This is a genomic window from Stenotrophomonas maltophilia (assembly GCF_006974125.1).
Classification (GTDB): domain Bacteria; phylum Pseudomonadota; class Gammaproteobacteria; order Xanthomonadales; family Xanthomonadaceae; genus Stenotrophomonas; species Stenotrophomonas maltophilia_O.
This window is the reverse complement of the sequence record NZ_CP037858.1, coordinates 3,921,839-3,944,225: the sequence shown is the minus strand read 5'-3', so window position 1 is coordinate 3,944,225 and position 22,387 is coordinate 3,921,839. Positions and strand designations below refer to the sequence as shown.

Here is a 22,387-nt window from a genome sequence, read left to right as displayed (position 1 = left end):
CATCAGGGGCATCTCAGCCTGAAACGGCCCGGGCAGAAGCCCGGGCCGTCCAGGAAACAACAAACAGCGTAAGGCCGATTACTCGGACTTGTTGCCGTTCAGCTGTGCACGCAGCAGCGCGCCCAGCTGGGTGGTGCCGCTCGAAGCCGAAGAGGACTGGTATTCCTCCAGCACTTCGCGCATTTCCGCGTCATCCTTGGCCTTGATCGACAGCTGCAGGGTACGGCCCTTGCGGTCCATGCCCACGAACTTGGCTTCGATCTTGTCGCCGACCTTCAGGTGCTGGGTGGCGTCGTCAACGCGCTCGTTGGCGATGTCGCGAGCCGAGACGTAACCTTCGATGCCGTCAGCCAGCTCGATGATCGCGCCCTTGGCGTCGACTTCCTTCACCACGCCTTCAACCTTGGAGCCCTTCGGATTGGCAGCCATGTACTGGCCGAACGGATCCTGCTCCAGCTGCTTCACGCCCAGGGAGATGCGCTCGCGCTCCGGATCGACAGCCAGGACGACGGCGTCCAGGGTATCGCCCTTCTTGAAGTTGCGAACGACGTCTTCGCCGGTGGTGTTCCAGCTGATGTCGGACAGGTGGACCAGGCCGTCGATGCCGCCGTCCAGGCCGATGAAGATGCCGAAGTCGGTGATCGACTTGATCTGGCCCGACACCTTGTCACCCTTCTTGTGGGTGGCAGCGAAGGTTTCCCACGGATTGGCGGCAACCTGCTTCATGCCCAGCGAGATACGGCGACGCTCTTCATCGACGTCCAGCACCATCACTTCGACTTCATCACCAACCTGGACAACCTTGGACGGGTTGACGTTCTTGTTGGTCCAATCCATCTCGGAGACGTGCACCAGGCCTTCGACGCCCGGCTCGATCTCAACGAACGCACCGTAATCGGTGACGTTGGAGACCTTGCCGAAGACGCGGCTGTTGGCCGGGTAACGACGGCCGATGTTGTCCCACGGATCCTCGCCCAGCTGCTTCAGGCCCAGCGAAACGCGGTTGCGCTCGCGGTCGAACTTCAGCACGCGGACGTCCAGCTCGTCGCCGACGTTCACGACTTCCGACGGGTGACGCACGCGCTTCCACGCCATGTCGGTGATGTGCAGCAGGCCGTCGATACCGCCCAGGTCCACGAACGCGCCGTAATCGGTCAGGTTCTTGACGACACCCTTCAGGATCGCGCCTTCCTGCAGCTTGTCCATCAGCTGCTCGCGCTCTTCCGAGTGCTCGCTTTCGACGACAGCGCGGCGCGAGACCACGACGTTGTTACGCTTGCGGTCCAGCTTGATGAGCTTGAACTCGAGTTCCTTGCCTTCCAGGTAGGCCGGATCGCGCACCGGGCGCACATCGACCAGGGAACCCGGCAGGAAGGCGCGGACATCCTTGATGTCCACGGTGAAACCACCCTTGACCTTGCCGCTGATGCGGCCGGTGATGGTTTCGTTCTTTTCCAACGCTTCTTCCAGCTCGTCCCACACCATCGCGCGCTTGGCCTTCTCGCGCGACAGGACGGTTTCGCCGAAGCCGTTCTCGATCGAGTCGAGGGCGACCTTGACGATGTCGCCTTCGGCGACGTCGATTTCGCCAGCGTCGTTACGGAACTGTTCGATCGGCACGATGCCTTCGGACTTCAGGCCAGCGTTGATCACCACGACGTCGCCGCGGACTTCAACAACGGTACCGCTGACGATGGCGCCCGGCTTCAGCTTGGCCAGGTTGGCCTGGCTGGCTTCAAACAGTTCGGCAAATGATTCGGTCATTAGATTTACTCTGTTGGACACATGGGTCGGTGGCGTCCCCTTCAGGGGAATGGCGACCGCCCGCCTGTTGGTCGACCCCGGAAACGCAGGTCGTGTGTAGTAGGAAAACCGCCACGCATCATTGCGCGACGGAGCTGGTACAGCACTGCTATGCGCGACCACCACCGATGCTGCTGGCAGTGCTCCCGCGCGAACGGATCAGGCAGCCGGAACCGGAAGCAGATCCATCACTCGGGCAACGACATCATCGATGCCGATGCCTGTGGTGTCGATGAGGACAGCATCGTCTGCCGGCTTCAGGGGCGCCACGGTACGCTGAGCATCACGGGCGTCGCGGGCCATGATCTCGCGCAGGAGGTCATCAAAGTTAACAGAAACCCCCTTGTCTTTCAACTGCTTATGCCGGCGCTCGGCGCGCTCCTCGGCACTGGCGGTCAGGAAGACCTTGTAGGGGGCGTCCTTGAAGATCACCGTGCCCATGTCGCGACCGTCGGCAACCAGGCCGGGCAGCTCCCTGAATGCGCGCTGGCGCTCCTTCAGGGCGGCCCGGACCTCGGGAATGGCGGCGATGGCCGAGGCCAGTGCGCCGGTGGTCTCCAGGCGCAGCTCGTCGGTGGCATCGGTGCCGTTCACCATGACCCGCATCGACTCACCCTGTTCAACAAACTGAACATGGGTGTCGAAGGTGCAGCGCACCAGCGCCGAGGCGTCGGAGGTGTCGATGTCTGCCCAGCTCGCGGCCACGCCCACTGCGCGGTACAGCGCGCCCGAATCCAGGTAATGCCAGCCCATCCGGCGCGCGATGATGCGGCTGATGGTACCCTTGCCAGCCCCTGAAGGGCCGTCGATGGTCAGGACGGGAGCGAGTGGATTCATGGGGTTCCCAGAGCGTGTGAAGGGGTCATTCTAGCCCCTGCCAGACGCCCCCAGCGGGATCTTTTGTGCAACCACTTGAAACCACGAGGAAAAGCCCGGTAGAATGGCGGGCTTGAACGAGCGTCAACTGCCGATTGTCTTTCGCATATCGCGGCCACGCTCCACCCGAACAACTACTGTTTACGCCGAGGTATGCCATGAAAGTCCTGTCCTCCCTGAAGTCGGCGAAGGCCCGTCACCGTGACTGCAAGGTCGTGCGTCGTCGTGGCAAGATCTTCGTCATCTGCAAGTCGAACCCGCGTTTCAAGGCGCGTCAGCGCTAAGCCCAACAGCCTTCGCGGCTGCGGCTGGCCCTACGCGGGGCCGACCCGATGCAAAAAGCCGCCTTCGGGCGGTTTTTTGTTTATGCGGCTTTTTCCTGCCGTTTTCGCTGTAATCGCCTTTCTTGACCACTGGGGAGTAGATCGAGATGAAGCGTTACCTGTCCGCCCTGGCCGTGATGGCCACCCTGGCCGCCGCCACGCCGGCGCTGGCCGATACCCTGCTTGTCGACCGTGCCCGCGAGAAGCCGGCCGGCGCCCTGCCCGTGCGCGGCCAGAGCATGCAGCAGGTGCAGGCGCAGTTCGGCGCGCCGAGCGAGCAGCTGCAGCCGCGTGGCGGGCAGAAGCGGCAATGGCCGACCATCAACCGCTGGGTGTACCCGCAGTTCACCGTCTACTTCGAGAAGCAGAAGGTGATCGACGTGGTGGCCAACCAGGCGGACCCGAACGAAATCGGCCCGAAACCGCCGATCCGTTGATCCCTTTACCCGCCGTGGGCGGGCCTGTGTAGCGAGACCATGAACCAGACCCTTCGTTTTCCTGCCGAGTGGGAAGCCCAGAGCGGCGTCCTGATTGCCTGGCCCACCGCCGATACCGACTGGGCTGACCGCCTGGGCCAGGTGGAAGAGACCTACATCGCCCTGGTCGCGGCCATCACCCGCTTCCAGCCGGTGCTGATCTGCGTGGCCGACGATGATGTGGAGACCTACGCCGAGATGCGGCTGCGCTCCAACCGCATCGACATGGACAAGGTCCACTTCACCACGGCGGCCTACGACGATACCTGGCTGCGCGATTCCGGCCCGATCACCCTGCGCCGTGCCGACGGCGGGTTCCAGCTGCTGGATTTCCGCTTCACCGGCTGGGGCGGCAAGTTCGACGCCACCCTGGATGACCAGCTGGTGGGCGTGCTCGACCAGGCCGGTGTGTTCAACGATGCGCCGGTGCGCAGCATTCCGTTCGCACTGGAAGGCGGCGGCATCGAAACCGACGGCGAAGGCACCCTGCTGACCACCTGGAAGTGCCTGCACGAGCGCCACCCGGACCGCGACCGCGCCAGCCTGAGCGCCGACCTGGCCGATTGGCTGCAGCAGGACCGCGTACTGTGGCTGGACCACGGTTATCTGGAAGGCGACGACACCGACGCGCATATCGACACCCTCGCCCGCTTCGCCTCGGCTGACAGCATCGTCTACCAGGCCTGCGACGACGAGAGCGACTCGCACTACGCCGAACTGCAGGCGATGGGCAATGAGCTTGCGGCGCTGCGTACCAAGGATGGCCAGCCGTACCGCCTGTTCCCGCTGCCGTGGGCACAGCCGGTGATCGACGAAGGCCGCCGCCTGGCTGCGTCGTACGCGAACTATCTGATCGTCAATGGCGCAGTGCTGATGCCGGCCTACGGCGATCCGGCCGACGACCTGGCCCGCGACGTGCTGGCCCAGGCGCACCCGGGCCGCGAGATCGTGCAGGTGCCCTGCCGTTCGCTGATCTGGCAGAACGGCAGCCTGCACTGCATCACCATGCAGCTGCCGGCAGGGTTGCTGAAGGCATGACGGTAGTGCCGGCCGCTGGCCGGCAACCCTGCACTGCCTGATGGATCCACGGGATTGCCGGCCAGCGGCCGGCACTACCCAGCACCCATTCAGCGCGCGACACGCCGTCGCCGTCCATCCGCGCTAACATGCTGGTTTTCCCCCGCAGGAACGCCCCGCATGAACTCGCGCAGCCCCCTTACCGTCGCCCTGATCCAGGAGCGCAACCACGGTGATGCCGCCGCCAACCTGGCGGTGATCGAAGCACGCGTGGCCGAGGCGGCTGCGCAGGGCGCGAAACTGGTGCTGCTGCAGGAACTGCATAACGGTCCGTACTTCTGCCAGCACGAATCGGTGGACGAATTCGACCTGGCCGAACCGATTCCGGGCCCGAGCACCGAGCGCCTGGGTGCGCTGGCGAAGAAGCATGGCGTGGTGCTGGTCGGCTCGCTGTTCGAGCGCCGCGCTGCCGGCCTATACCACAACACCGCGGTGGTGTTCGAGAAGGACGGTACGCTGCTCGGCAAGTACCGCAAGATGCACATCCCGGACGATCCGGGCTTCTACGAGAAGTTCTACTTCACCCCGGGCGACATCGGCTTCAAGCCGATCGATACCTCGGTCGGTCGCCTTGGCGTGCTGGTGTGCTGGGACCAGTGGTACCCGGAAGCGGCGCGCCTGATGGCGCTGGCCGGTGCCGAGCTGCTGCTCTACCCCACCGCGATCGGCTGGGACCCGGACGACGTGCAGGACGAGAAGACCCGCCAGCGCGATGCCTGGGTGCTGAGCCACCGCGGCCACGCCGTGGCCAACGGCCTGCCGGTGCTGAGCTGCAACCGCGTCGGCCACGAGGCCTCGCCGCTGGGCGCGTCGGGCATCCAGTTCTGGGGCAACAGCCACGTGCTGGGTCCGCAGGGTGAGTTCCTGGCCGAAGCCGGCACCGAGGCCACCGTGCTGCTGTGCGATGTCGACCTGCAGCGCAGCGAGCACGTGCGCCGCATCTGGCCGTTCCTGCGCGACCGTCGCATCGACGCGTACGGTGACCTGCTCAAGCGCTACATCGACTGAGCCGGAGCCGCGCATGGCCGTCCTCATCCGTGATGCCGGCCCGGCCGACATCGCCGCGATCACCGCGATCTACGCGGTGGAAGTGACCGACTTCGTCAACACCTACGAGTACGACATCCCGGACGCGTCCGAGATGCTGCGCCGCATGCGCGACATCATCGACCGCGGCTTCCCCTACCTGGTTGCCGAGATCGACGGCCAGGTCGCCGGCTATGCCTACGCCAACACCTACCGCACCCGCGTTGCCTACCAGTGGACCGTGGAGAACTCGGTCTACGTCGATGCCGCGTTCCAGGGCAAGGGTGTTGGCACGGGCCTGCTGCAGGCCTTGATCGATGCCTGCGTGGCGCGCGGCTACCGGCAGATGGTGGCCGTGATCGGCGAACCGACCAACACCGCTTCAATCAAGCTGCACGAACGCTTCGGCTTCGAGCTGGTGGGCGTGTTCCGTGGCCTCGGCCGCAAGCATGGCCGCTGGCTGGATACCGTGCAGATGCAGCGCGCGCTCGGCGATGGCGCCGACACCGCACCTTCCAATGAATGAACCCATGACCGAAACCCTTTCCGAGACCGGCGACGACCTGTTCGCCGGCCAGCCGGTGCGCGTCGTCGAACGCGACGGCGTACGCTACACCCTGCTGGGCACCGCCCATGTTTCGCGCGCCAGCGTTGAAGCCGTGGAGAAAGCGATCGACAGTGGCCGTTTCGATGCGGTGGCCGTTGAACTGGACCCGCAACGCCTGCAGGCGCTGAGCGATCCGGACACGCTGGCCAAGCTCGACCTGGTCGAGGTGATCCGCAAGGGCCGCGTCGCCCTGTTCGCCGCCAACCTGGCCCTGTCCGCCTACCAGCGCCGCCTGGCCGAACAGCTCGACATTGAGCCCGGCGCCGAGCTGAAGCGTGCGGTGGAGCTGGCGCGCGAACGCAACCTGCCGGTGCACCTGATCGACCGCGAAGTCGGCCTGACCTTCCGTCGTGCCTCGCAGCGGCTGGGCTTCTTCGGCAAGCTGAAGCTGGTCGCCGGGCTTGGCGCCGGCCTGTTCTCGTCCGAGGAAGTGGGCGAAAACGAAATCGAGAAGCTCAAGCAGGGCGACATGCTGGAGTCGAGCTTCGGCGAGTTCGCCAGCGAGAGCCCGGCGCTGTACGAGACCATCATCGGCGAGCGCGACCGCTACATGGCCACGCGCCTGCGCGAGGAACACGACCCGCAGCAGCGTGAAGTGCTGGCGGTTGTCGGTGCGGGTCACCTTGCAGGCCTGGCGCGCTACCTGGAAACCGATACCGAGGCACCGGCACCGCTACGCGCCGAGCTGGAAGCGGTGCCGAAGAAGCGCAACATTCCGTGGTTCACGCTGGGCATCCTGGCGATCGTGGCGACCGGTATCGGCGTGGGCTTCTACCGCGGCGGGCTGGGCGTGGGCACCGAACTGCTGGCGACCTGGGCGATGTATACCGGCGGCCTGGCGGGCCTGGGCTGCCTGCTGGCCGGCGGCCATCCGCTGAGCATCCTCACCGCGATCGCGGTGGCCCCGTTCAAGCCGTTCCGCCTGAGCATCCCGACCGGCGCCTTCTCGGCGCTGGTGGAAGCACGCCTGCGCAAGCCGGCGTACGAGGACTTCCTCAAGCTGCGCGACGATGCGCAGAGCCTGAAGGGGTGGTACCGCAACCGCGTCACCCGCGTGGTGCTGACCTTCATGCTGACCAACATCGGCAGCATGCTCGGCCTGTGGCTGACCACGTTCAAGGTGTGGGGCAAGGTCGCTGGTTGATTGTTTTGTATAGCGTCGAGCCATGCTCGACTGCGCTCCGGCAGGTGCCAACCTTGGTTGGCACGCCATCCCCAGCGTAAAAAGGGGGAGGCCGCCCCACTACGACCGGCCTCCCCCACACCACAACACGTTGTCACGCATTACAGCCGGGCAGCGCCCGGCTCTACCATCTCCAGGCCGCGCGCGCGACGGATCAGCCGCGTCACGGCATTGCGCAGGTCATCGAGCACCGCGTAGATCGTCGGCAGGAACAGCAGGCTGACCACGGTCGAGAACGCCAGGCCGCCGGCAATGGCGCGCGCCATCGGTGCGTACTCCGGGCCGTTGCCGAACATCTGCGTATTGGTCAACGAGATCGGCACCATCGCCAGGATCGCCGTGCCCATCGTCATCATGATTGGTCGCAGGCGCTCGCGCGAGCCTTCAACCAGTGCCTGCGTTCGGCCCATGCCGCCGCGCCGCAGGTTGTTGATGTGCTCGATCATCACGATGCCGTTGTTCACCACCACACCCATCAGCACCAGGATGCCGATGAAGGACATGATCCCGAACGAAGTGCCAGTGATCCAGAACAACCAGAACACGCCGAAGATCGAGAACAGCACGCCGCTCATGATCGCCGCCGGGAACAGCAGCGACTCGAACACCGCCGCCATCACCACGTAGATCATCACCAGCGCGATCAGCAGGTTGAACACCATCTGCTGCATCGCTTCGTCGTCGTTGCCGTAGTCGCCGCCATCGAAGGTGAAACCATAGCCGGCCGGGAAGTTCATCGGCTTGAGCACGGACTCCATCGCCTTGCGGCCATCCGGCGCGGTGACCTTCTCGGCCAGGTTGGCCTTGATGGTCAGCGTGGTCTGGCGGTTGGTGCGTCCGATCTGGGTGGCCGAGGAGCCGACGTCAACGCTGACCAGGCTCAGCAGTGGCACGCTGCGGCCATCGCCGGTACGCACGCTGAAGCCAGCCAGGTCTTCCGGGCTGCTCTGCTCGGCACCAGCGAAACGCACCCACACCGGCACTTCGTTGTCGCCACGGCGGAACTCGCGCATCGGTGCACCGCGCAGGGCCAGGCCGACGAAGCTGGCCACCTGTTCGGCGTTGAAGCCGAACGCCGCCGCACGCTCGCGGTCGACGCGTACCTTCAGCTCGCCGCCCTTCTCGCCATTGTCGATGCGCACGTCGCGCAGCTCGGCACGCTGGGCCAGCAGCGGCACCACTTCCTGGCCGATCTCCTGCAGCATCGAACTTGAGTCGCCGACCAGCTGCACCTGCACGCCCTGGTTGCCGCCACCACCTCCATCGCCGCCCTGGTTGCCGACGAAATAATCGGTACGCGCCGACTTCGGCAGGCCCTTGCGTAGTTCTTCCTGCAGCGCCTTGATGTCCTTGGCGTACTTCTCGTCCAGGGTGACCACGGTCGAGCTGCCTTCCTGCTCGCTGTACCAGGAGTACACCTGCTTGACGTGCAGGCGTTCGCGGTTGGCGTCGATCCAGTTCTCCACACGCGCCACTTCCTCGGACATCTGCCGATAGGTGTATGCGCCCTTCCACATGTAGCCGATGAAGATGTCCTTGCCGCCATCCCCGCCGAACATGTCGACCTTGGTCAGCTTCATCGGCACCAGGCTGACCAGCACCACCAGCACGATGCCAAGCAGGCTCCAGCCGCGATGGTGCAGCGACCAGTCCAGCAGCTTGGCGTAGCGGCGCTGCAGCCGCGCGATCAGGCCGGTCTGCGAGTGCACCAGCTTGGGCGTGGCCATGCGCGCGGACAGCATCGGGATCAGGCTGACCGCAACCAGCCACGAGGCCAGCAGCGAGACCGAGATGGTGATCGCGATCTGCGCCATGAAGATGCTGATGTTGTTGGTCTCGCCGAACAGGTTCGGCACGAACACGATGCAGTGGCACAGCGTGCCGGCGCTGAGCGCGATGGCCACGTTGCGGGTGCCGATGATCGAGGCCAGCCGCGGCTGCCCGGGCATGCGCTCGCGCTCCTGGTAGATGCTCTCCACCACCACCACGGCGTTGTCGACCAGCATGCCCACCGCCAGCAGCAGGCCCATCATGGTCAGGATGTTCAGCGTCACCCCGACGAAGTACATGAAACCCAGGGTGATGGTGAAGCAGATCGGAATGGCCAGGGTCACCATCAGCGTGGACGGCCAATGGCGCAGGAAGAAGAACAGCACCGTGATCGACAGGATCAGGCCGACCGCACCGGCCTCGGCCAGCTCAAGCAGCGAGGAGGTCACCGCCTTGCCCTGGTTGTCGATCACCTTGATCTGCACGTCGCGCATCGACGGCTCCGCGCGGATCGATTCGACCTCGGCCAGCGCCGCCCGCGACACCTCGACCAGGTTGGCACTGCGCTCCTTGAAAATGTCCAGGCCGACGGCCGGGTTGCCGTCCAGGCGACGCCCGTAGTTCATCCGCGCCGGTTTCAGGCGCACGTCGGCGATATCCCCCAGGCGCAGGCCCTTGGCGTTGATCACCAGGTCGCGCATCTCCTGCAGGTCGGTGATCTCGCCTACCGGCTGCACGCGCACGCGCTGGCCGTTGTCATCGATCTGCCCGGCCGAGATCGAGAAGTTCAGCGTGCGCAGGCGCTCGCTCAGCTCATTGATGCTCAACCCGTGCGCATTGAGCCGGTTCGGATCGATGGCGATCTCCACCTCATTCGGCGGTGCGCCGGTGATGTCAACGCGGGCCACGCCGGGAATGCGCTCGATGCGCCGCTTGAACTCGCGGTCGAGCATGTCGTAGGCGGTGGTCAGGTCGGTGGTGCTGGCCAGGCGCACCTTCAGCACCGGCTGGTCGCTGCTGGACCACTTGAACACGTTGTAGCGCTGCAGGTCATCGGGCAGGTCGCTGCGGATCGCATCGATGCGCTCGCGTGCATCGGAGGCGGCGATGGCGATGTCGCGGTCCCAGTCGCTGAACTCGATGAAGATCAGCGCCGCTTCGGAGGTGGCCGACGAGCGCATGCGCTTGATGCCAGTCATCGTCGCCAGCGACTCTTCGACCGGTCGAATGATGGTCCGCTCCACTTCCTCCGGGGTCGACCCGGTATAGGGAATCTGCACGAACAGGAACGGCGCGGAGATGTCCGGCAGCGCCTCCAGCGGCAGCCGGAACGAGGCGATCAGGCCGATCACCACCAGTGACACGAAACACATGATGGTGGTGACCGGGCGGCGGATGGAGAACTCGGCAACACTCATGCCGGTTCCTCCGTGCCCGCCGCGCTGCCTGCTGCGCCCGGCTCGATTTCGCCGGCGTGCTTGCGGCCGCGCTCGCGGTAGTAGGCGTCGCCGCGGCGGTCCATCAGGTCGTAGACCACCGGGATCACCAGCAGGGTGAGCAGGGTCGATACCAGCAGGCCGCCGATCACGGTGATCGCCATCGGTGCACGCACTTCAGCGCCCTCGCCCATCGCCACCGCCAGCGGCAGGAAGCCGAACAGCGTGCACAGCGTGGTCATGATGATCGGCCGCAGGCGCGAGCGTGCACCTTCCACCAGGGCCTCATGCTTGGCCACGCCGGCCTCGCGCAGCTGGTTCACCTTGTCGATCAGGATGATCGCGTTCTTGGTGACCAGGCCGACCAGCAGGATCAGGCCGATGAACACCACCACCGAGATGGGCTTGCCGGTCAGCATCAGCGCCAGGATCGCGCCGACCAGCGCCAGCGGGATGGTGAACAGGATCACGAACGGATGCAGCAGCGATTCGAACTGCGAGGCCATCACCAGGTAGACCAGGAAGATCGCCAGGCCGAAGGCGAAGATCAGCGACTTCGCCGCCTGTGCCAGTTCCTCGCCCTGGCCGCCGATGTGCAGGCCGACACCCGCGCCCAGCGGTTGCTCGGCCACCATCTGCTGTACTTCGCGCATGGCCGCGCCCAGATCGATATCGCGCAGGTTGGCCGACACGACAGCGACGCGGGTCTGGTCGGCGCGATGGATCTCGCTCGGGCCAGTGGTGGCCACCACATCGGCCACCGCGTCCAGCGTCACCGGGCGGGTGCTGCCCGGATTGACGATCAGCCGACGGATGCTTTCCACGCTGGCACGATCACCTTCCTGCGCACGCACCAGCACGTCGATCTTGCGGTCACGGAAGCTGTAACGGGTGGCGACATCACCACGCACCTTCTTCACCACCACATCGGCGATCTGGCGGGTGGTCAGGCCCAGTGCACCGGCGCGTTCCTGGTCGAAGCGGATCTGGATTTCCGGGAAGCCCTCTTCCACCGTGGACTTCACGTCGGCGTAGTGCGCATTGCCACGCAGCATCGCCGCCAGGCGCTGGCCAGCCACTTCCAGCGTCGCCATGTCCTGCCCGCGCAGCTCGATTTCCAGCGGCGTGGAGAAGCTGAACAACGCCGGCCGCGCGAAGTCGACCTGTGCACCCGGATGCTGGCCCATGGTGTCACGCAGGCGCTCGGTGATCTCCGCTTCGGTACGCGCGTTGCCACCGCCTTCCATCACCACGGTCAGCTTGCCGATGTTCTCGCCGCTCTCGGTCGGGCTGGCATCCAGGCGGGTGCCGCTGCCACTGACGCCGTACAGCGAGGCCACGCCCTCGCCGTTGCCGTGGGCCAGCTGCAGCTCGCGCACCAGCGCATCGGTCTGCTTCAGCGGCGTGCCGGCCGGCAGCTTCACCGTCATTTCGAAACGATCCTGCGCCAGCTGCGGGATCAGGTCGGCACCGAGCATCGGCACCAGCGCCATGGTCGCCACGAAGATGATGGTGGCCACGCCCAGTACCTTGCCCGGATGCGCCAACGCGCTCGGCAGCAGGCGCAGATAGCCGCGCTCGGCACCGGCGTAGGGCTTCATCGCCAGATCGCTGGCCTTGCGCATCACCGGGCCGACCACCGCCACCACGCCACGCCACGCACGCACGACCAGCCAGGCCAGCGCATAGAAGCTCCAGCGCGCGGTTGCGACGGCACCACGACGCCCCAGTGCCACCGGCTTCTGCCAGCGGTTCTGCGGCTGCCACGGTTCGTTCGGTGCTTCTTCCGGGAACGCCAGCGGCGGCCGCCCCTTCAGCGAGCTGAGCATCGGGATCAGTGTCATCGATACCAGCAGCGAGATCGCAATGGCGATCGCCACGGTCAGTGCCTGGTCGCGGAACAGCTGGCCGGCGATGCCGTCGACGAACACCAGCGGCAGGAACACCGCGATGGTGGTCAGGGTCGAGGCGACCACCGCCATGCTCACTTCGCGGGTACCGGCAATCGCCGCCTGCAGGATGCCCAGGCCACGCTCGCGGGCCTTGGCGATGCTCTCCAGTACCACGATCGAATCGTCCACCACCAGGCCGGTGGCCAGTGCCAGGCCACCCAGCGACATCACGTTCAAGCTCAGGCCCAACTGGCCCATGAAGAAGAACGTGGCGATGATCGAGACCGGCAGCGACAGGCTGATCACGAACGTGCTCCAGCCATCGCGCAGGAACAGGAAGATGATCAGGATCGCCAGCAGGCCGCCGATCACCGCATCTTTCTTGACGTCGGCGATGGCGTGCTCGATGAAGCGCGACTGGTCCTCGATGGTGGTCATCTCGACATCGGAGGGGAACGTGGCCTTGATCTGCTCCAGGCGCTTGCGCAGCGCTTCGGCGGTGGACACGGTATTGGCGTCGCCTTCCTTGTAGATCGCCAGTTCGACCGATTCCTTGCCGCCCAGGCGGATCACCGCTTCGCGCTCCTTGTAGCCCTGGCGCACGGTGGCCACATCCTTCAGGCGCACCGGCACACCGTTGGCGACCACGCTGGAGCCACCACCGGACGATGCGCTCTGCGCCGCCGAGGCCGCCGCGATGGCGGCCGCCGAACCGGTCGACGCGGCGATGTTGAACATCTGCTGCAGTGCCGAGTCCGCCGCACTGCCGTTCGACGCCTGGGTGGTGACCAGCAGGTTGCGGATTTCCTCCAGATCGGCGAACTGGTTGACGGTACGCACCAGGAAGCGCTGCGAACCCTCCTCCAGGCGACCGCCGGAGATGTTGATGTTCTCGTCCTTCAGGCGCTTGATGACGGTGTCGATCGGCAGGTTCAACTGGGCCAGCTTCTGCTGGTCGATGTCGACCTGGATCTCATCCTCCAGGCCGCCGCCGACCTTGACCGCCGCCACGCCGGTAACCGGCTCCAGCTTCTTCTTCAGGTCTTCATCGGCATAGCGGCGCAGGCCGGTCAGCTCGCGGATCGCATCGGCATCGGTGGCCGGCGCGTCCTTGCTCGACAGCACCAGGCGCATGATCGGCTCGGTGGACGGATTGAAGCGCAGCAGCACCGGGGCCTTGGCCTCCAGTGGCAGGTTCAGCGCTTCCATCTTGTCGCGCACCTCCAGGCTGGCCTGGTCCATGTTGGTGCCCCAGGCGAACTCCAGCACCACATCGCTCTGGCCGGTGCGCGAGACCGACTTCAGCTTGCGCAGGTTCTTGACCACGCCGACCGCTTCTTCGACCGGCTGGGTGATCAGGGTTTCGATTTCGGTCGGCGCCGCACCGGTGTATTCGGTGCGCACGGTCAGCGTCGGGTAGCTCAGGTCAGGCAGCAGGTTGACCTTGAGGTTGCCCAGCGCGATCAGGCCGAACAGCAGCAGCGTGACCGTGCACATGGCGATGGTCACGCGGCGGCGGGTGGCGAATTCCACCAGGCCTCCGCGCATGCCGGCGGCGGCGCCGTCGCTCGCCGGCGAGGCACCGTGGTCGTGGCCCGGGGCGGTCATTGCTTGCTCCCGGCCTTGTCTGCCGGCGTGGGGGCCGCTGCGACCGTCTTCGCCTTGGCCTTCGGATCGGCGATCACCTGCACCGCGGTACCGTCGCGCAGCGCGACCTTGCCGGCGGTGACCACCTGATCACCGGCCACCAGGCCATCACGGATCTCCACCCACGGGCCCTCGGCGTAACCCAGCTTGACCGGAACGCGTGCGACCTTGCCTTCGCGCACCCGGAACACCGCCGGCTCACCGTCGTCGAGCAGCGCCAGGCGCGGCACCACAAGCGCATCGGCACGCTGGTCGTAATCGATGCGGATGCGCCCGAACATGCCGGGCTGCAGCGCGTGCGCGGCGCCATCGAAGGCACTGACCACGCGAAACGTGCCGCTGCCCGAATCCACCACCGGCGCGATGCGATCGACGGTGCCGGTGAAGCTCTGGCCCGGCAGCGCATCGGCAGCCAACGTCACCGGCTGGCCGGCGCGCAGCGTGGCCAGTTCGCGCTCGGGCACGTTGAGGGTGGCTTCCAGGCGCGAGTTGTCGACGATGCGGAAGATCGGCGTGTTGATCTGCACGAAGTTGCCGGTCTTGATCGAGCGCGAGGCGATCACGCCGGAGATCGGCGCCACCACCGTGGTGTAGGACAGCTCCAGCGTGGCCAGGCGGTATTGCGCGCGGACGTTCTCCAGGTCAAAGCGCAGCTGGTCGACATCGGCGGCACTGACCATCTGCTGGCCAACCAGTTTCTGGGCGCGCTGGTAGTTGTTTTCCAGCTTGCGCATCTGCGCTTCGCTCTGGGCAACGGCCAGGCGTGCGCGGTCCGGGTCCAGGCGCACCAGCGGCTGGCCGGCGCTCACCCGCTGGCCTTCCTCGACCAGCACCGCCAGCGCCACGCCCGAGGTCTTGGCGACGACCTGCGATTCGGCGCGCGGTTCCAGTGCAGCGGTACCGGTGTAGCTGGCCGCGACGGCACGGTGGCTGGCCACTGCCACCTCGACCGGGACCGCGTCGACCTTCTTCTCCTCCTTGGTCTCGGCAGCCTTGGCTTCGGAATTGGGCCCTGCGGCGCAACCGCCCAGCAGCAGGGAGGTGGAGATCAGCAGTGCGGCAGCGCAGATTCCGCTGCGACGGCCGGACAGGAAGGTTGGGTGCGACATCGTCAGGTCCCTGGAGGATGCGTGGACAGGTGTGGTAGCAAAGTAATGCACCACTTCACGGCCACACCATATCCCAAAGGTCATGGTGCCTTCACGCCACCGGTCGGACCGACCCCATTTCAGCTAGATGAAACCTGGGGCTATACTCGGGTCGTTCCGTACCCCACGCCGGAACGACCAGACCCGAATCCCCGGAAACGACACCATGCGCCCGCAGCCGCTCGCCGCTTGTCTCGCTCTGGCCGTCCTCCTGCCCCTTGGGGCCGCCGCACAGCCCGCTCCTGCTCCTGCCACACCCGCTCCGGCCCCGGCTCCTGCCGCCGCGCCGGCGCCTGCCGCGCCCACCGGCAACTTCGACAATGGCCGCGTGTTGGCCTACACCTGCCAGGGGTGCCACGGCATCACCGGCTACAAGAACGCCTACCCCAGCTACCGGGTGCCGAAGATCGGCGGCCAGACCCAGCAGTACCTGGCCCAGGCCCTGACGGAGTACCGCCAGGGCAAGCGCCGGCATCCAACGATGCAGGCGCAGTCGATGAGCTTCAGCGAACAGGAGATCGCCGATCTCTCTGTTTACCTGTCCACCGTCAAGTAAGGCCCGCCCATGTCGAAAGCCGCGCATCCGATGCGTCATGCCATCGCCCTGTCCGTTGCCCTGCTGCTGGCCGCCTGTTCGCAGTCGCAGGTGGAAAACAGCGAGAAATCCGCCGCCGACCCGGGCCATGCCAGCGGCGAACACGGTTCTTCTTCTTCGGCCGGCCTGCCTGCAGGCCGCGAGGCCGCCGGTGAAGCCCGCGCCAAGGTGAAGGGCAAGGCCACCAACCAGAGCTGCATCGACTGCCACGGGGCCGACGGCAATGCGCCGATCGACCCTACCTACCCCAAGCTGGGCGGGCAGTATGGCGATTACCTGGCCCATGCCCTGCAGGCCTACCGTGCCGGTGACCGCCAGCACATGCTGATGACGCCGCAGGCGAAGGACCTGAGCGATCAGGACATCGCCGATCTGGCCGCGTATTTCGGCAGCCGGCCGAGCCAGCTGCGGGATCTGCACGGGGTCAAATGACCGCCGGCCCCCGGTGGGTGCGGACCTTGGTCTGCACGGACCGTTGATTGGTGGGTGCGGACCGCTGGTCCGCACAGATCCGGATATCCACGCATGGCGTGGATCTACTGATTCTCCACCCGATCAATCGGCGCACTGCTGGCGCCGACCGATACTCAGCCTTCCAGCTCTTCCCAGCGCGCGTAAGCGGCATCCAGCTCGGCCTGCACCTTGGCCAGCTGCTGGGTGTGCGCGGTCACTTCGGCGCTGCTGCGGGTGTAGAACGACGGATCGTTCATCGCCGAGGTCAGGCCTTCGACATCGCCTTCCAGCTTCTCGATGGTCTTCGGCAGCTGCTCCAGTTCGCGCGCTTCCTTGTAGGCCAGCTTGCGCTTGGGCGCCGCCGGAGCAGCGGCCGTAGCGGCCGGTGCAGCTGCCGCCGGCTTGGCTGCCGGAGCGGCAGCAGGCGTCGCCACACTTGCCGCGTAACGCTGCCAGTCGCTGTAGCCGCCGACGTACTCACCGATCACGCCATCGCCTTCCATCACCAGCGTGGAGGTCACCACGTTGTCGATGAAGTCACGGTCGTGGCTGACCAGCAGCAGGGTGCCGGTGTAGTCGCCCAGCAACTCTTCCAGCAGCTCCAGGGTTTCCACGTCCAGGTCGTTGGTCGGTTCGTCCATCACCAGCAGGTTGGACGGCTGCGCGAACAGCTTGGCCAGCAGCAGGCGGTTGCGCTCGCCACCGGACAGGCGGGTGATCGGCGCACGCGCACGTTCCGGGGTGAACATGAAGTCCTGCAGGTAGGCATGCACGTGCTTGCGCTTGCCGTTGAACTCGAGGAAATCGCGGCCTTCGGCCACGTTCTCGATCGCGCTCCAGTCTTCGCGCAGCACCGCGCGGTACTGGTCGAAATAGGCAATCTGCAGGTTGGTGCCGGCGTTGACCTCACCCTTGGCCGGCTGCAGTTCGCCCAGCAGCAGCTTCAGCAGCGTGGTCTTGCCGCTGCCGTTGGGGCCGATCAGGCCGATGCGGTCCCCGCGCAGGATGGTGGTGGTGAAGTCGCGGACCATGGTGCGCTCGCCAAAGGCGAACGAAATGTCCTTGACGTCGATCACCTTCTTGCCGGAGCTGACGCCCTGCGCGGCTTCCATCTTGACGTTGCCGCTGAGGTCGCGGCGCTGCGAACGCTCGGTGCGCATCGCCTTCAGGCGGCGCACGCGGCCTTCGTCGCGGGTACGACGGGCCTTGATGCCCTGCCGGATCCACACTTCTTCCTGCGCCAGCAGCTTGTCGAAGCGCGCGTTTTCCTGCGCCTGCGCGTTGAGGCGTTCCTCGCGGCGGCGCTCGTAGTTGGCCCAGTCGCCCGGCCAGCTGGTGACCTGGCCGCGGTCGATCTCGACGATGCGGGTGGCCAGTGCACGCAGGAAGCGACGGTCGTGGGTGACGAACACCACGCTGCCGCTCCAGCCCTTCAGGAATGCTTCGAGCCAGTCGATGGCTTCGATGTCCAGGTGGTTGGTCGGTTCGTCCAGCAGCAGTACGTCGGGGCTGGACACCAGTGCACGGGCCAGCAGCACGCGGCGCTTCATGCCGCCGGACAGGCGGCCGAACTCGGCCTCGCCGTCCAGGTCGAGCTTGGTCAGGGTTTCGCTGACGCGCTGGTCCAGGCCCCAACCGTTGGCGGCGTCGATCTTGGCCTGCACGTTGCCGAGGGCTTCGCCATCGAATACTTCGGCATGACTGAGGTGGTGGAATTCGGCCAGCCACTGGCCCAGTTCGCCGAGGCCATCGGCGACGACGTCGAACACCGAGCCGGCGGCGCCGTGTGGCACTTCCTGCTCCAGGCGGGTGACGCGCACGCCCTGCTGCACGCGGACTTCGCCGTCATCGGGCTTGTGGTCGCCGGACAGCAGCTTGAGCAGGGTGGATTTGCCGGCGCCGTTGCGGCCGATCAGGGCGATGCGTTCGCCCGGCTCGATCGACAGTTCGGCCTTTTCCAGCAACAACGGGCCGCCGACACTGAAGTCGACGTTCTGTAGGGTAATCAGAGGCATTCGGATATTGTACGGGTTGGGGGCGTCGGCCGGGTTGCACCCGGCACCCGCAGAGGCCACTGCTGCTGCCGAAGCAACAGCCAAAGCTCGTTTCCTGTGGGATGGCGGGGCGGTGTGGGTCTGCAGGACACGCCGTAAACCCATCCTTGGGGGCTCGATGGCGCCATCCATGGCGCCAACGGTCCTGCAGACCCACATCACCCCGCCTCTGACAGTTTCCCGCGATCTGTCGGAACGGCATTCTGCTCTGGTGGGTGTCGACCTTGGTCGACACGGTAGATCCACGCCATGCGTGGATGAACGCTGGAGGGACTGTCGATGGATGGGATCGACTGGGGTTCTGATGGATTACCCCACCTCCCCCAGCAACGCCTGCAACCCCGGCAGCCATTGCTTGCCCGGGTGACGTACCAGCCACAGCGTGCGCTGCAGGGCGGGCAGCGGAGTCTCGAGCACGCGCAGGCGGCCCAGGGCCAGTGGCTCTTCCAGCGCGTGACGCGAAAGACAGGCCAGGCCGAGGCCGGCGATGGCGGCCTGCTTGATCGCTTCGGTATTGCCCAGCTGCAGGGTCTGGGCGAAGCCACGCAGGTGCGGCAACAGGGCCTGTTCGACGGCTTCGCGGGTGCCGGAGCCGGGCTCACGCAGCAGCCAGCGTGCGGCGCGAAGTTCATCCAGCGTCCAGCGCGCGGGGGCGTCGGCGGCAGCGACGATCACCAGCGGGTCCTGCTGCCAGGCCGTGACCTGCAGGCCACGCTCGTGGCACGGGCCTTCGATCAGGCCGGCGTCCACGTCCAGACGCTGCACGGCAGCGACCACGCCGGCACTGTTGTCGATGCGCAGGTCGACCTCGGCCTGTGGCGCCTGGCGCAGCAGTTCGGCAATGCGCGGCGGCAGCAGGTAATTGCCGATGGTGGTACTGGCGGCCAGCACCAAACGCAGCGGTGCGCCCTGCGATGGGTCGCCGCCGGCAGCCAGCTGCCGCTCCAGATCGGCGGCGTTGACCAGCAGGGTACGCGCCGGCTCCAGCAGTGCGCGGCCGTGCCCGTTCAGCGCCAGGCGGCGGCCGATGCGGTCGAACAGCGGGGTACCGAAGTGCGCTTCCAACTCCTGCAGGGCGGCGCTGCTGGCCGACTGCGAAAGCGCGATGGCCTGGCCCGCGGCGGTAGTGCTGCCGTGATCGGCGATGGCGACGAAGACCTGCAGCTGGCGCAAGGTCAGGCGCATGGCACTTACCTTCTTGATGGGTAGGTTTCACCAATATTATTCGTTTTACAGGTCATCGTCCCGGGCGCACGCTTGCCCCATCACTCCAGCCCTGCCCCTGCCATGAACGCCCCCGCCCTCTCCCCCTGGTCCCTGCCCGCCCTGCGCCAACGCTGGCAGCCACGCCTGCCCGGCCTTCTGCTGGTGGGCCTGATCGCGGCGGCGTCGCTGTACCTGGCCGAGCTGCCGTGGCTGCAGGCACATGGCCTGAGCGCGCTGACCGTCGCCATCGTCGCCGGCATCGTGGTCGGCAACACGTTCTACCCGCGGCTGGCACCGAGCAGCGCGGCCGGTGTCGGCTTTTCCAAGCACTGGCTGCTGCGCGCCGGCATCGTGCTGTATGGGCTGCGCCTGACCTTCCAGGACATCGGCCATGTCGGCGTCACTGGCGTGCTGATGGACGTGCTGGTGGTTGCCAGCACCTTCGGCCTGGCCTGCTGGCTGGGCGTGCGCGTGTTCAAGATGGAGCGCGAGGCAGCCATGCTGATCGGTGCTGGCAGCGCGATCTGCGGTGCGGCAGCGGTGATGGCTGCCGAACCGGTGGTGCGTGGCCGCGCTGCGCATGTCACCGTCGCGGTCTCGACGGTGGTGGTGTTCGGCACGCTGGCGATGTTCCTGTACCCGGCGCTGTATGCACTGGTGCAGTCGCACGGCTGGCTGGCAATGGACGCGCAGCAGTACGGCCTGTTCACCGGTGCGACGGTGCATGAAGTGGCACAGGTGGTGGCGGCCGGCCGTGCGGTCAACGAAGCAGCGGCCGACACGGCGGTGATCACCAAGATGGTGCGGGTGATGCTGCTGGCGCCGTTCCTGATCGCGCTGTCACTGTGGCTGGCCCGTGGCGGCAAGACCAGCGCCGACGGCAGCAAGGCGCGCATCGTGGTGCCGTGGTTCGCGTTCGGTTTCGTGGCGGTGGCCGGGTTCAACTCGCTGCATCTGCTGCCGGCCGGCCTGCAGGCGGGGCTGGTGCAGCTGGATACGGTGCTGCTGGCGATGGCGATGGCCGCGCTGGGCCTGACCACCCACGTCTCGGCGCTGCGCCAGGCGGGCCTGAAGCCGCTGCTGCTGGCACTGATCCTGTTCGCCTGGCTGCTGTTCGGCGGCCTGGCGATCCACCAGGGTGTGTTGGCGGTGCTGGGCTGAGCAGGAGCTTACCGACCAACGGTCGGCACCCACCAGTAGATCCACGCCATGCGTGGATGCCCCCCGGTGTATCCACGCCATGCGTGGATGACGACTCCGATGGGGTCAGAGCCCTTTCCCGCGGAAGGGGATCTGACCCCACCCCATTAGGCGGGAGCTGCCTTCCGGACGGGTACAATGCGCCATGACTGACTTCTCGACCCTGCCGCTGAGCCCGGCCCTGCAGCCCGGCCTGGATGCCCTCGGCTACACCACTCTCACCCCCGTGCAGGCGCAGAGCCTGCCGGCCATCCTCGATGGCCGCGATGTGATCGCACAGGCGCCGACCGGCAGCGGCAAGACCGCCGCCTTCGGCCTGGGCCTGCTGCAGTCCATCGACCCCAGCGTGATCCGCGTGCAGGCGCTGGTGCTGTGCCCGACCCGCGAACTGGCCGACCAGGTCGGCAAGCAGATCCGCAAGCTGGCCACCGGCATCCCCAACCTGAAGCTGTTGCTGCTGGTCGGCGGCGTGCCGCTCGGTCCGCAGCTGGCATCGCTGGAAGGCCATGACCCGCACGTGGTCGTCGGCACCCCCGGCCGTGTGCAGGAGCTGGCGCGCAAGCGCGCGCTGAATCTTGGCGCGGTGCGCACGCTGGTGCTGGACGAAGCCGACCGCATGCTCGACATGGGCTTCGAGGAACCGATCCGCGAGATCGCCGGCCGCACCCACAAGGACCGCCAGAGCCTGCTGTTCTCCGCCACCTTCCCCGACAGCATCCGCGCCATGGCGCGTGACCTGCTGCGCGATGCGGTGGAAGTGACCGTGGAGGGTGCCGACCAGGCACCCGCGATCCGCCATATGTTCTGCGAGGTGGAACCGGCGCACCGCCAGAAGGCATTGGCCGGCCTGCTGCTGAAGTACACGCCGGAATCGGCGGTAGTGTTCTGCAACACCCGCAAGGATGTGGACGAGGTTGCGAATTCCCTGCAGCAGTTCGGCTTCTCCGCACTCGCCCTGCACGGCGACATGGAGCAGCGCGACCGCGAGGAAGTGCTGCTGCTGTTGGCCAACCGCAGCTGCAACGTGCTGGTCGCCAGCGACGTGGCCGCGCGCGGCCTGGACGTGGAAGAACTGGCGGCGGTGATCAACTACGAACTGCCGACCGACGTGGAGAGCTACCAGCACCGCGTGGGCCGCACCGGCCGTGCTGGTGCCAGCGGCCTGGCGATCAGCCTGGTGGCCGGCCGCGAAAAGACCCGCGCCGAAGCCATCGAAGCGCAGATGGGGCAGCCGCTGGACTGGCAGAAGACGCCGCTGGCGACCGCGCGCCCGGCCGAGCTGCCACAGGCGGCAATGCGCACGCTGCGCATCGACGGCGGCAAGACCGACAAGCTGCGCCCGGGCGACATCCTCGGTGCACTGACCGGTGATGCCGGCCTGTCGAGCAAGTTCATCGGCAAGATCGCGATCTTCCCGACCCGTTCCTATGTGGCGATCGCGCGTGAGCAGGCCAACAAGGCCGTGGCCAAGCTGGAAGCCGGCAAGATCAAGGGCCGCCGGTTCCGCGTGCGGATGATGTGATTGAAGCAGCGTTGCCAACCACGGTTGGCAACGATCTGACCTGGTAGTGGCCAACCTTGGTTGGCCCACTCCGTGGCGTCAGTCGCGAAAAGC

Annotated in this window: 17 protein-coding genes; 10 read left to right on the top strand and 7 right to left on the bottom strand. The window is 66.4% G+C overall.

Translation table 11 applies throughout. The annotated features are described in order from the left end of the window. Window positions 1–78: 78 nt before the first annotated feature. Complete coding sequence (rpsA, locus tag EZ304_RS18240) at window positions 79–1,764, bottom strand: 30S ribosomal protein S1 (protein ID WP_005409285.1); 1,686 nt, start codon at window positions 1,762–1,764, stop codon at window positions 79–81. Between the two features lie 198 nt (window positions 1,765–1,962). Then, the gene (gene cmk / locus EZ304_RS18235; protein ID WP_005409284.1) at window positions 1,963–2,640 is read right to left on the bottom strand and encodes a (d)CMP kinase; all 678 of its coding nucleotides are present in this window, start codon (window positions 2,638–2,640) and stop codon (window positions 1,963–1,965) included. A gap of 197 nt (window positions 2,641–2,837) precedes the next feature. Between cmk and ykgO the strand changes: the two genes are divergently transcribed. The 6 genes from ykgO (at window position 2,838) to EZ304_RS18205 (ending at window position 7,332) form a co-directional block, all read left to right on the top strand. Beyond that, window positions 2,838–2,963: a type B 50S ribosomal protein L36 gene (gene ykgO / locus EZ304_RS18230; protein ID WP_005409283.1), complete on the top strand. Its 126-nt coding sequence runs from the start codon at window positions 2,838–2,840 to the stop codon at window positions 2,961–2,963. Window positions 2,964–3,139: 176 nt separating this feature from the next. Continuing rightward, the gene (locus EZ304_RS18225) at window positions 3,140–3,439 is read left to right on the top strand and encodes a hypothetical protein (protein ID WP_227837998.1); all 300 of its coding nucleotides are present in this window, start codon (window positions 3,140–3,142) and stop codon (window positions 3,437–3,439) included. A gap of 39 nt (window positions 3,440–3,478) precedes the next feature. Next, entirely contained in the window at window positions 3,479–4,516 is a 1,038-nt protein-coding gene (locus EZ304_RS18220; protein WP_032130076.1) for an agmatine deiminase family protein, read from the top strand. Between the two features lie 159 nt (window positions 4,517–4,675). Continuing rightward, window positions 4,676–5,563 carry a carbon-nitrogen hydrolase gene (locus tag EZ304_RS18215; RefSeq protein WP_014646847.1) on the top strand — a complete coding sequence of 296 codons (888 nt, stop codon included), beginning with the start codon at window positions 4,676–4,678 and terminating at the stop codon, window positions 5,561–5,563. Window positions 5,564–5,576: 13 nt separating this feature from the next. Then, a complete protein-coding gene (locus EZ304_RS18210; protein ID WP_005409279.1) occupies window positions 5,577–6,107 on the top strand; it encodes a GNAT family N-acetyltransferase in 531 nt (176 codons plus the stop codon). After that, on the top strand, window positions 6,100–7,332 hold the full coding sequence (locus EZ304_RS18205) for a TraB/GumN family protein (RefSeq protein WP_164145982.1): 1,233 nt from the start codon (window positions 6,100–6,102) through the stop codon (window positions 7,330–7,332). The genes EZ304_RS18210 and EZ304_RS18205 overlap by 8 nt, the downstream gene beginning before the upstream one ends. Before the next feature lie 140 nt (window positions 7,333–7,472). Here the strand turns inward: EZ304_RS18205 and EZ304_RS18200 are convergent, their stop codons facing one another. Genes EZ304_RS18200 through EZ304_RS18190 form a run of 3 tightly spaced genes read right to left on the bottom strand, consistent with a single transcriptional unit; the run spans window position 7,473 to window position 15,225 of the window. Then, a complete protein-coding gene (locus tag EZ304_RS18200; protein WP_142807777.1) occupies window positions 7,473–10,559 on the bottom strand; it encodes an efflux RND transporter permease subunit in 3,087 nt (1,028 codons plus the stop codon). Next, window positions 10,556–14,077, bottom strand: coding sequence for an efflux RND transporter permease subunit (locus tag EZ304_RS18195; RefSeq protein WP_185959192.1), 3,522 nt, complete (start codon window positions 14,075–14,077; stop codon window positions 10,556–10,558). The genes EZ304_RS18200 and EZ304_RS18195 overlap by 4 nt, the downstream gene beginning before the upstream one ends. Then, on the bottom strand, window positions 14,074–15,225 hold the full coding sequence (locus EZ304_RS18190) for an efflux RND transporter periplasmic adaptor subunit (protein ID WP_142807776.1): 1,152 nt from the start codon (window positions 15,223–15,225) through the stop codon (window positions 14,074–14,076). Before EZ304_RS18190 ends, EZ304_RS18195 begins: the two co-directional genes overlap by 4 nt. Window positions 15,226–15,430: 205 nt before the next feature. Between EZ304_RS18190 and EZ304_RS18185 the strand changes: the two genes are divergently transcribed. Next, window positions 15,431–15,820: a c-type cytochrome gene (locus tag EZ304_RS18185; protein WP_005413034.1), complete on the top strand. Its 390-nt coding sequence runs from the start codon at window positions 15,431–15,433 to the stop codon at window positions 15,818–15,820. A gap of 9 nt (window positions 15,821–15,829) precedes the next feature. Then, on the top strand, window positions 15,830–16,291 hold the full coding sequence (locus EZ304_RS18180) for a c-type cytochrome (RefSeq protein ID WP_019661289.1): 462 nt from the start codon (window positions 15,830–15,832) through the stop codon (window positions 16,289–16,291). Window positions 16,292–16,446: 155 nt separating this feature from the next. Here the strand turns inward: EZ304_RS18180 and EZ304_RS18175 are convergent, their stop codons facing one another. Further along, the gene (locus tag EZ304_RS18175; RefSeq protein WP_099552318.1) at window positions 16,447–18,327 is read right to left on the bottom strand and encodes an ATP-binding cassette domain-containing protein; all 1,881 of its coding nucleotides are present in this window, start codon (window positions 18,325–18,327) and stop codon (window positions 16,447–16,449) included. A gap of 348 nt (window positions 18,328–18,675) precedes the next feature. After that, window positions 18,676–19,551, bottom strand: a complete 876-nt coding sequence (locus tag EZ304_RS18170) for a LysR family transcriptional regulator (protein ID WP_142807775.1) — start codon at window positions 19,549–19,551, stop codon at window positions 18,676–18,678. Between the two features lie 102 nt (window positions 19,552–19,653). Here EZ304_RS18170 and EZ304_RS18165 point away from each other — a divergent pair, with 102 nt between their 5' ends. Then, window positions 19,654–20,733, top strand: coding sequence for a YeiH family protein (locus EZ304_RS18165; protein WP_142807774.1), 1,080 nt, complete (start codon window positions 19,654–19,656; stop codon window positions 20,731–20,733). A 184-nt stretch (window positions 20,734–20,917) separates the two neighbouring features. Beyond that, a complete protein-coding gene (dbpA, locus tag EZ304_RS18160) occupies window positions 20,918–22,294 on the top strand; it encodes an ATP-dependent RNA helicase DbpA (protein WP_099552300.1) in 1,377 nt (458 codons plus the stop codon). The last annotated feature ends 93 nt before the right edge of the window (window positions 22,295–22,387 follow it).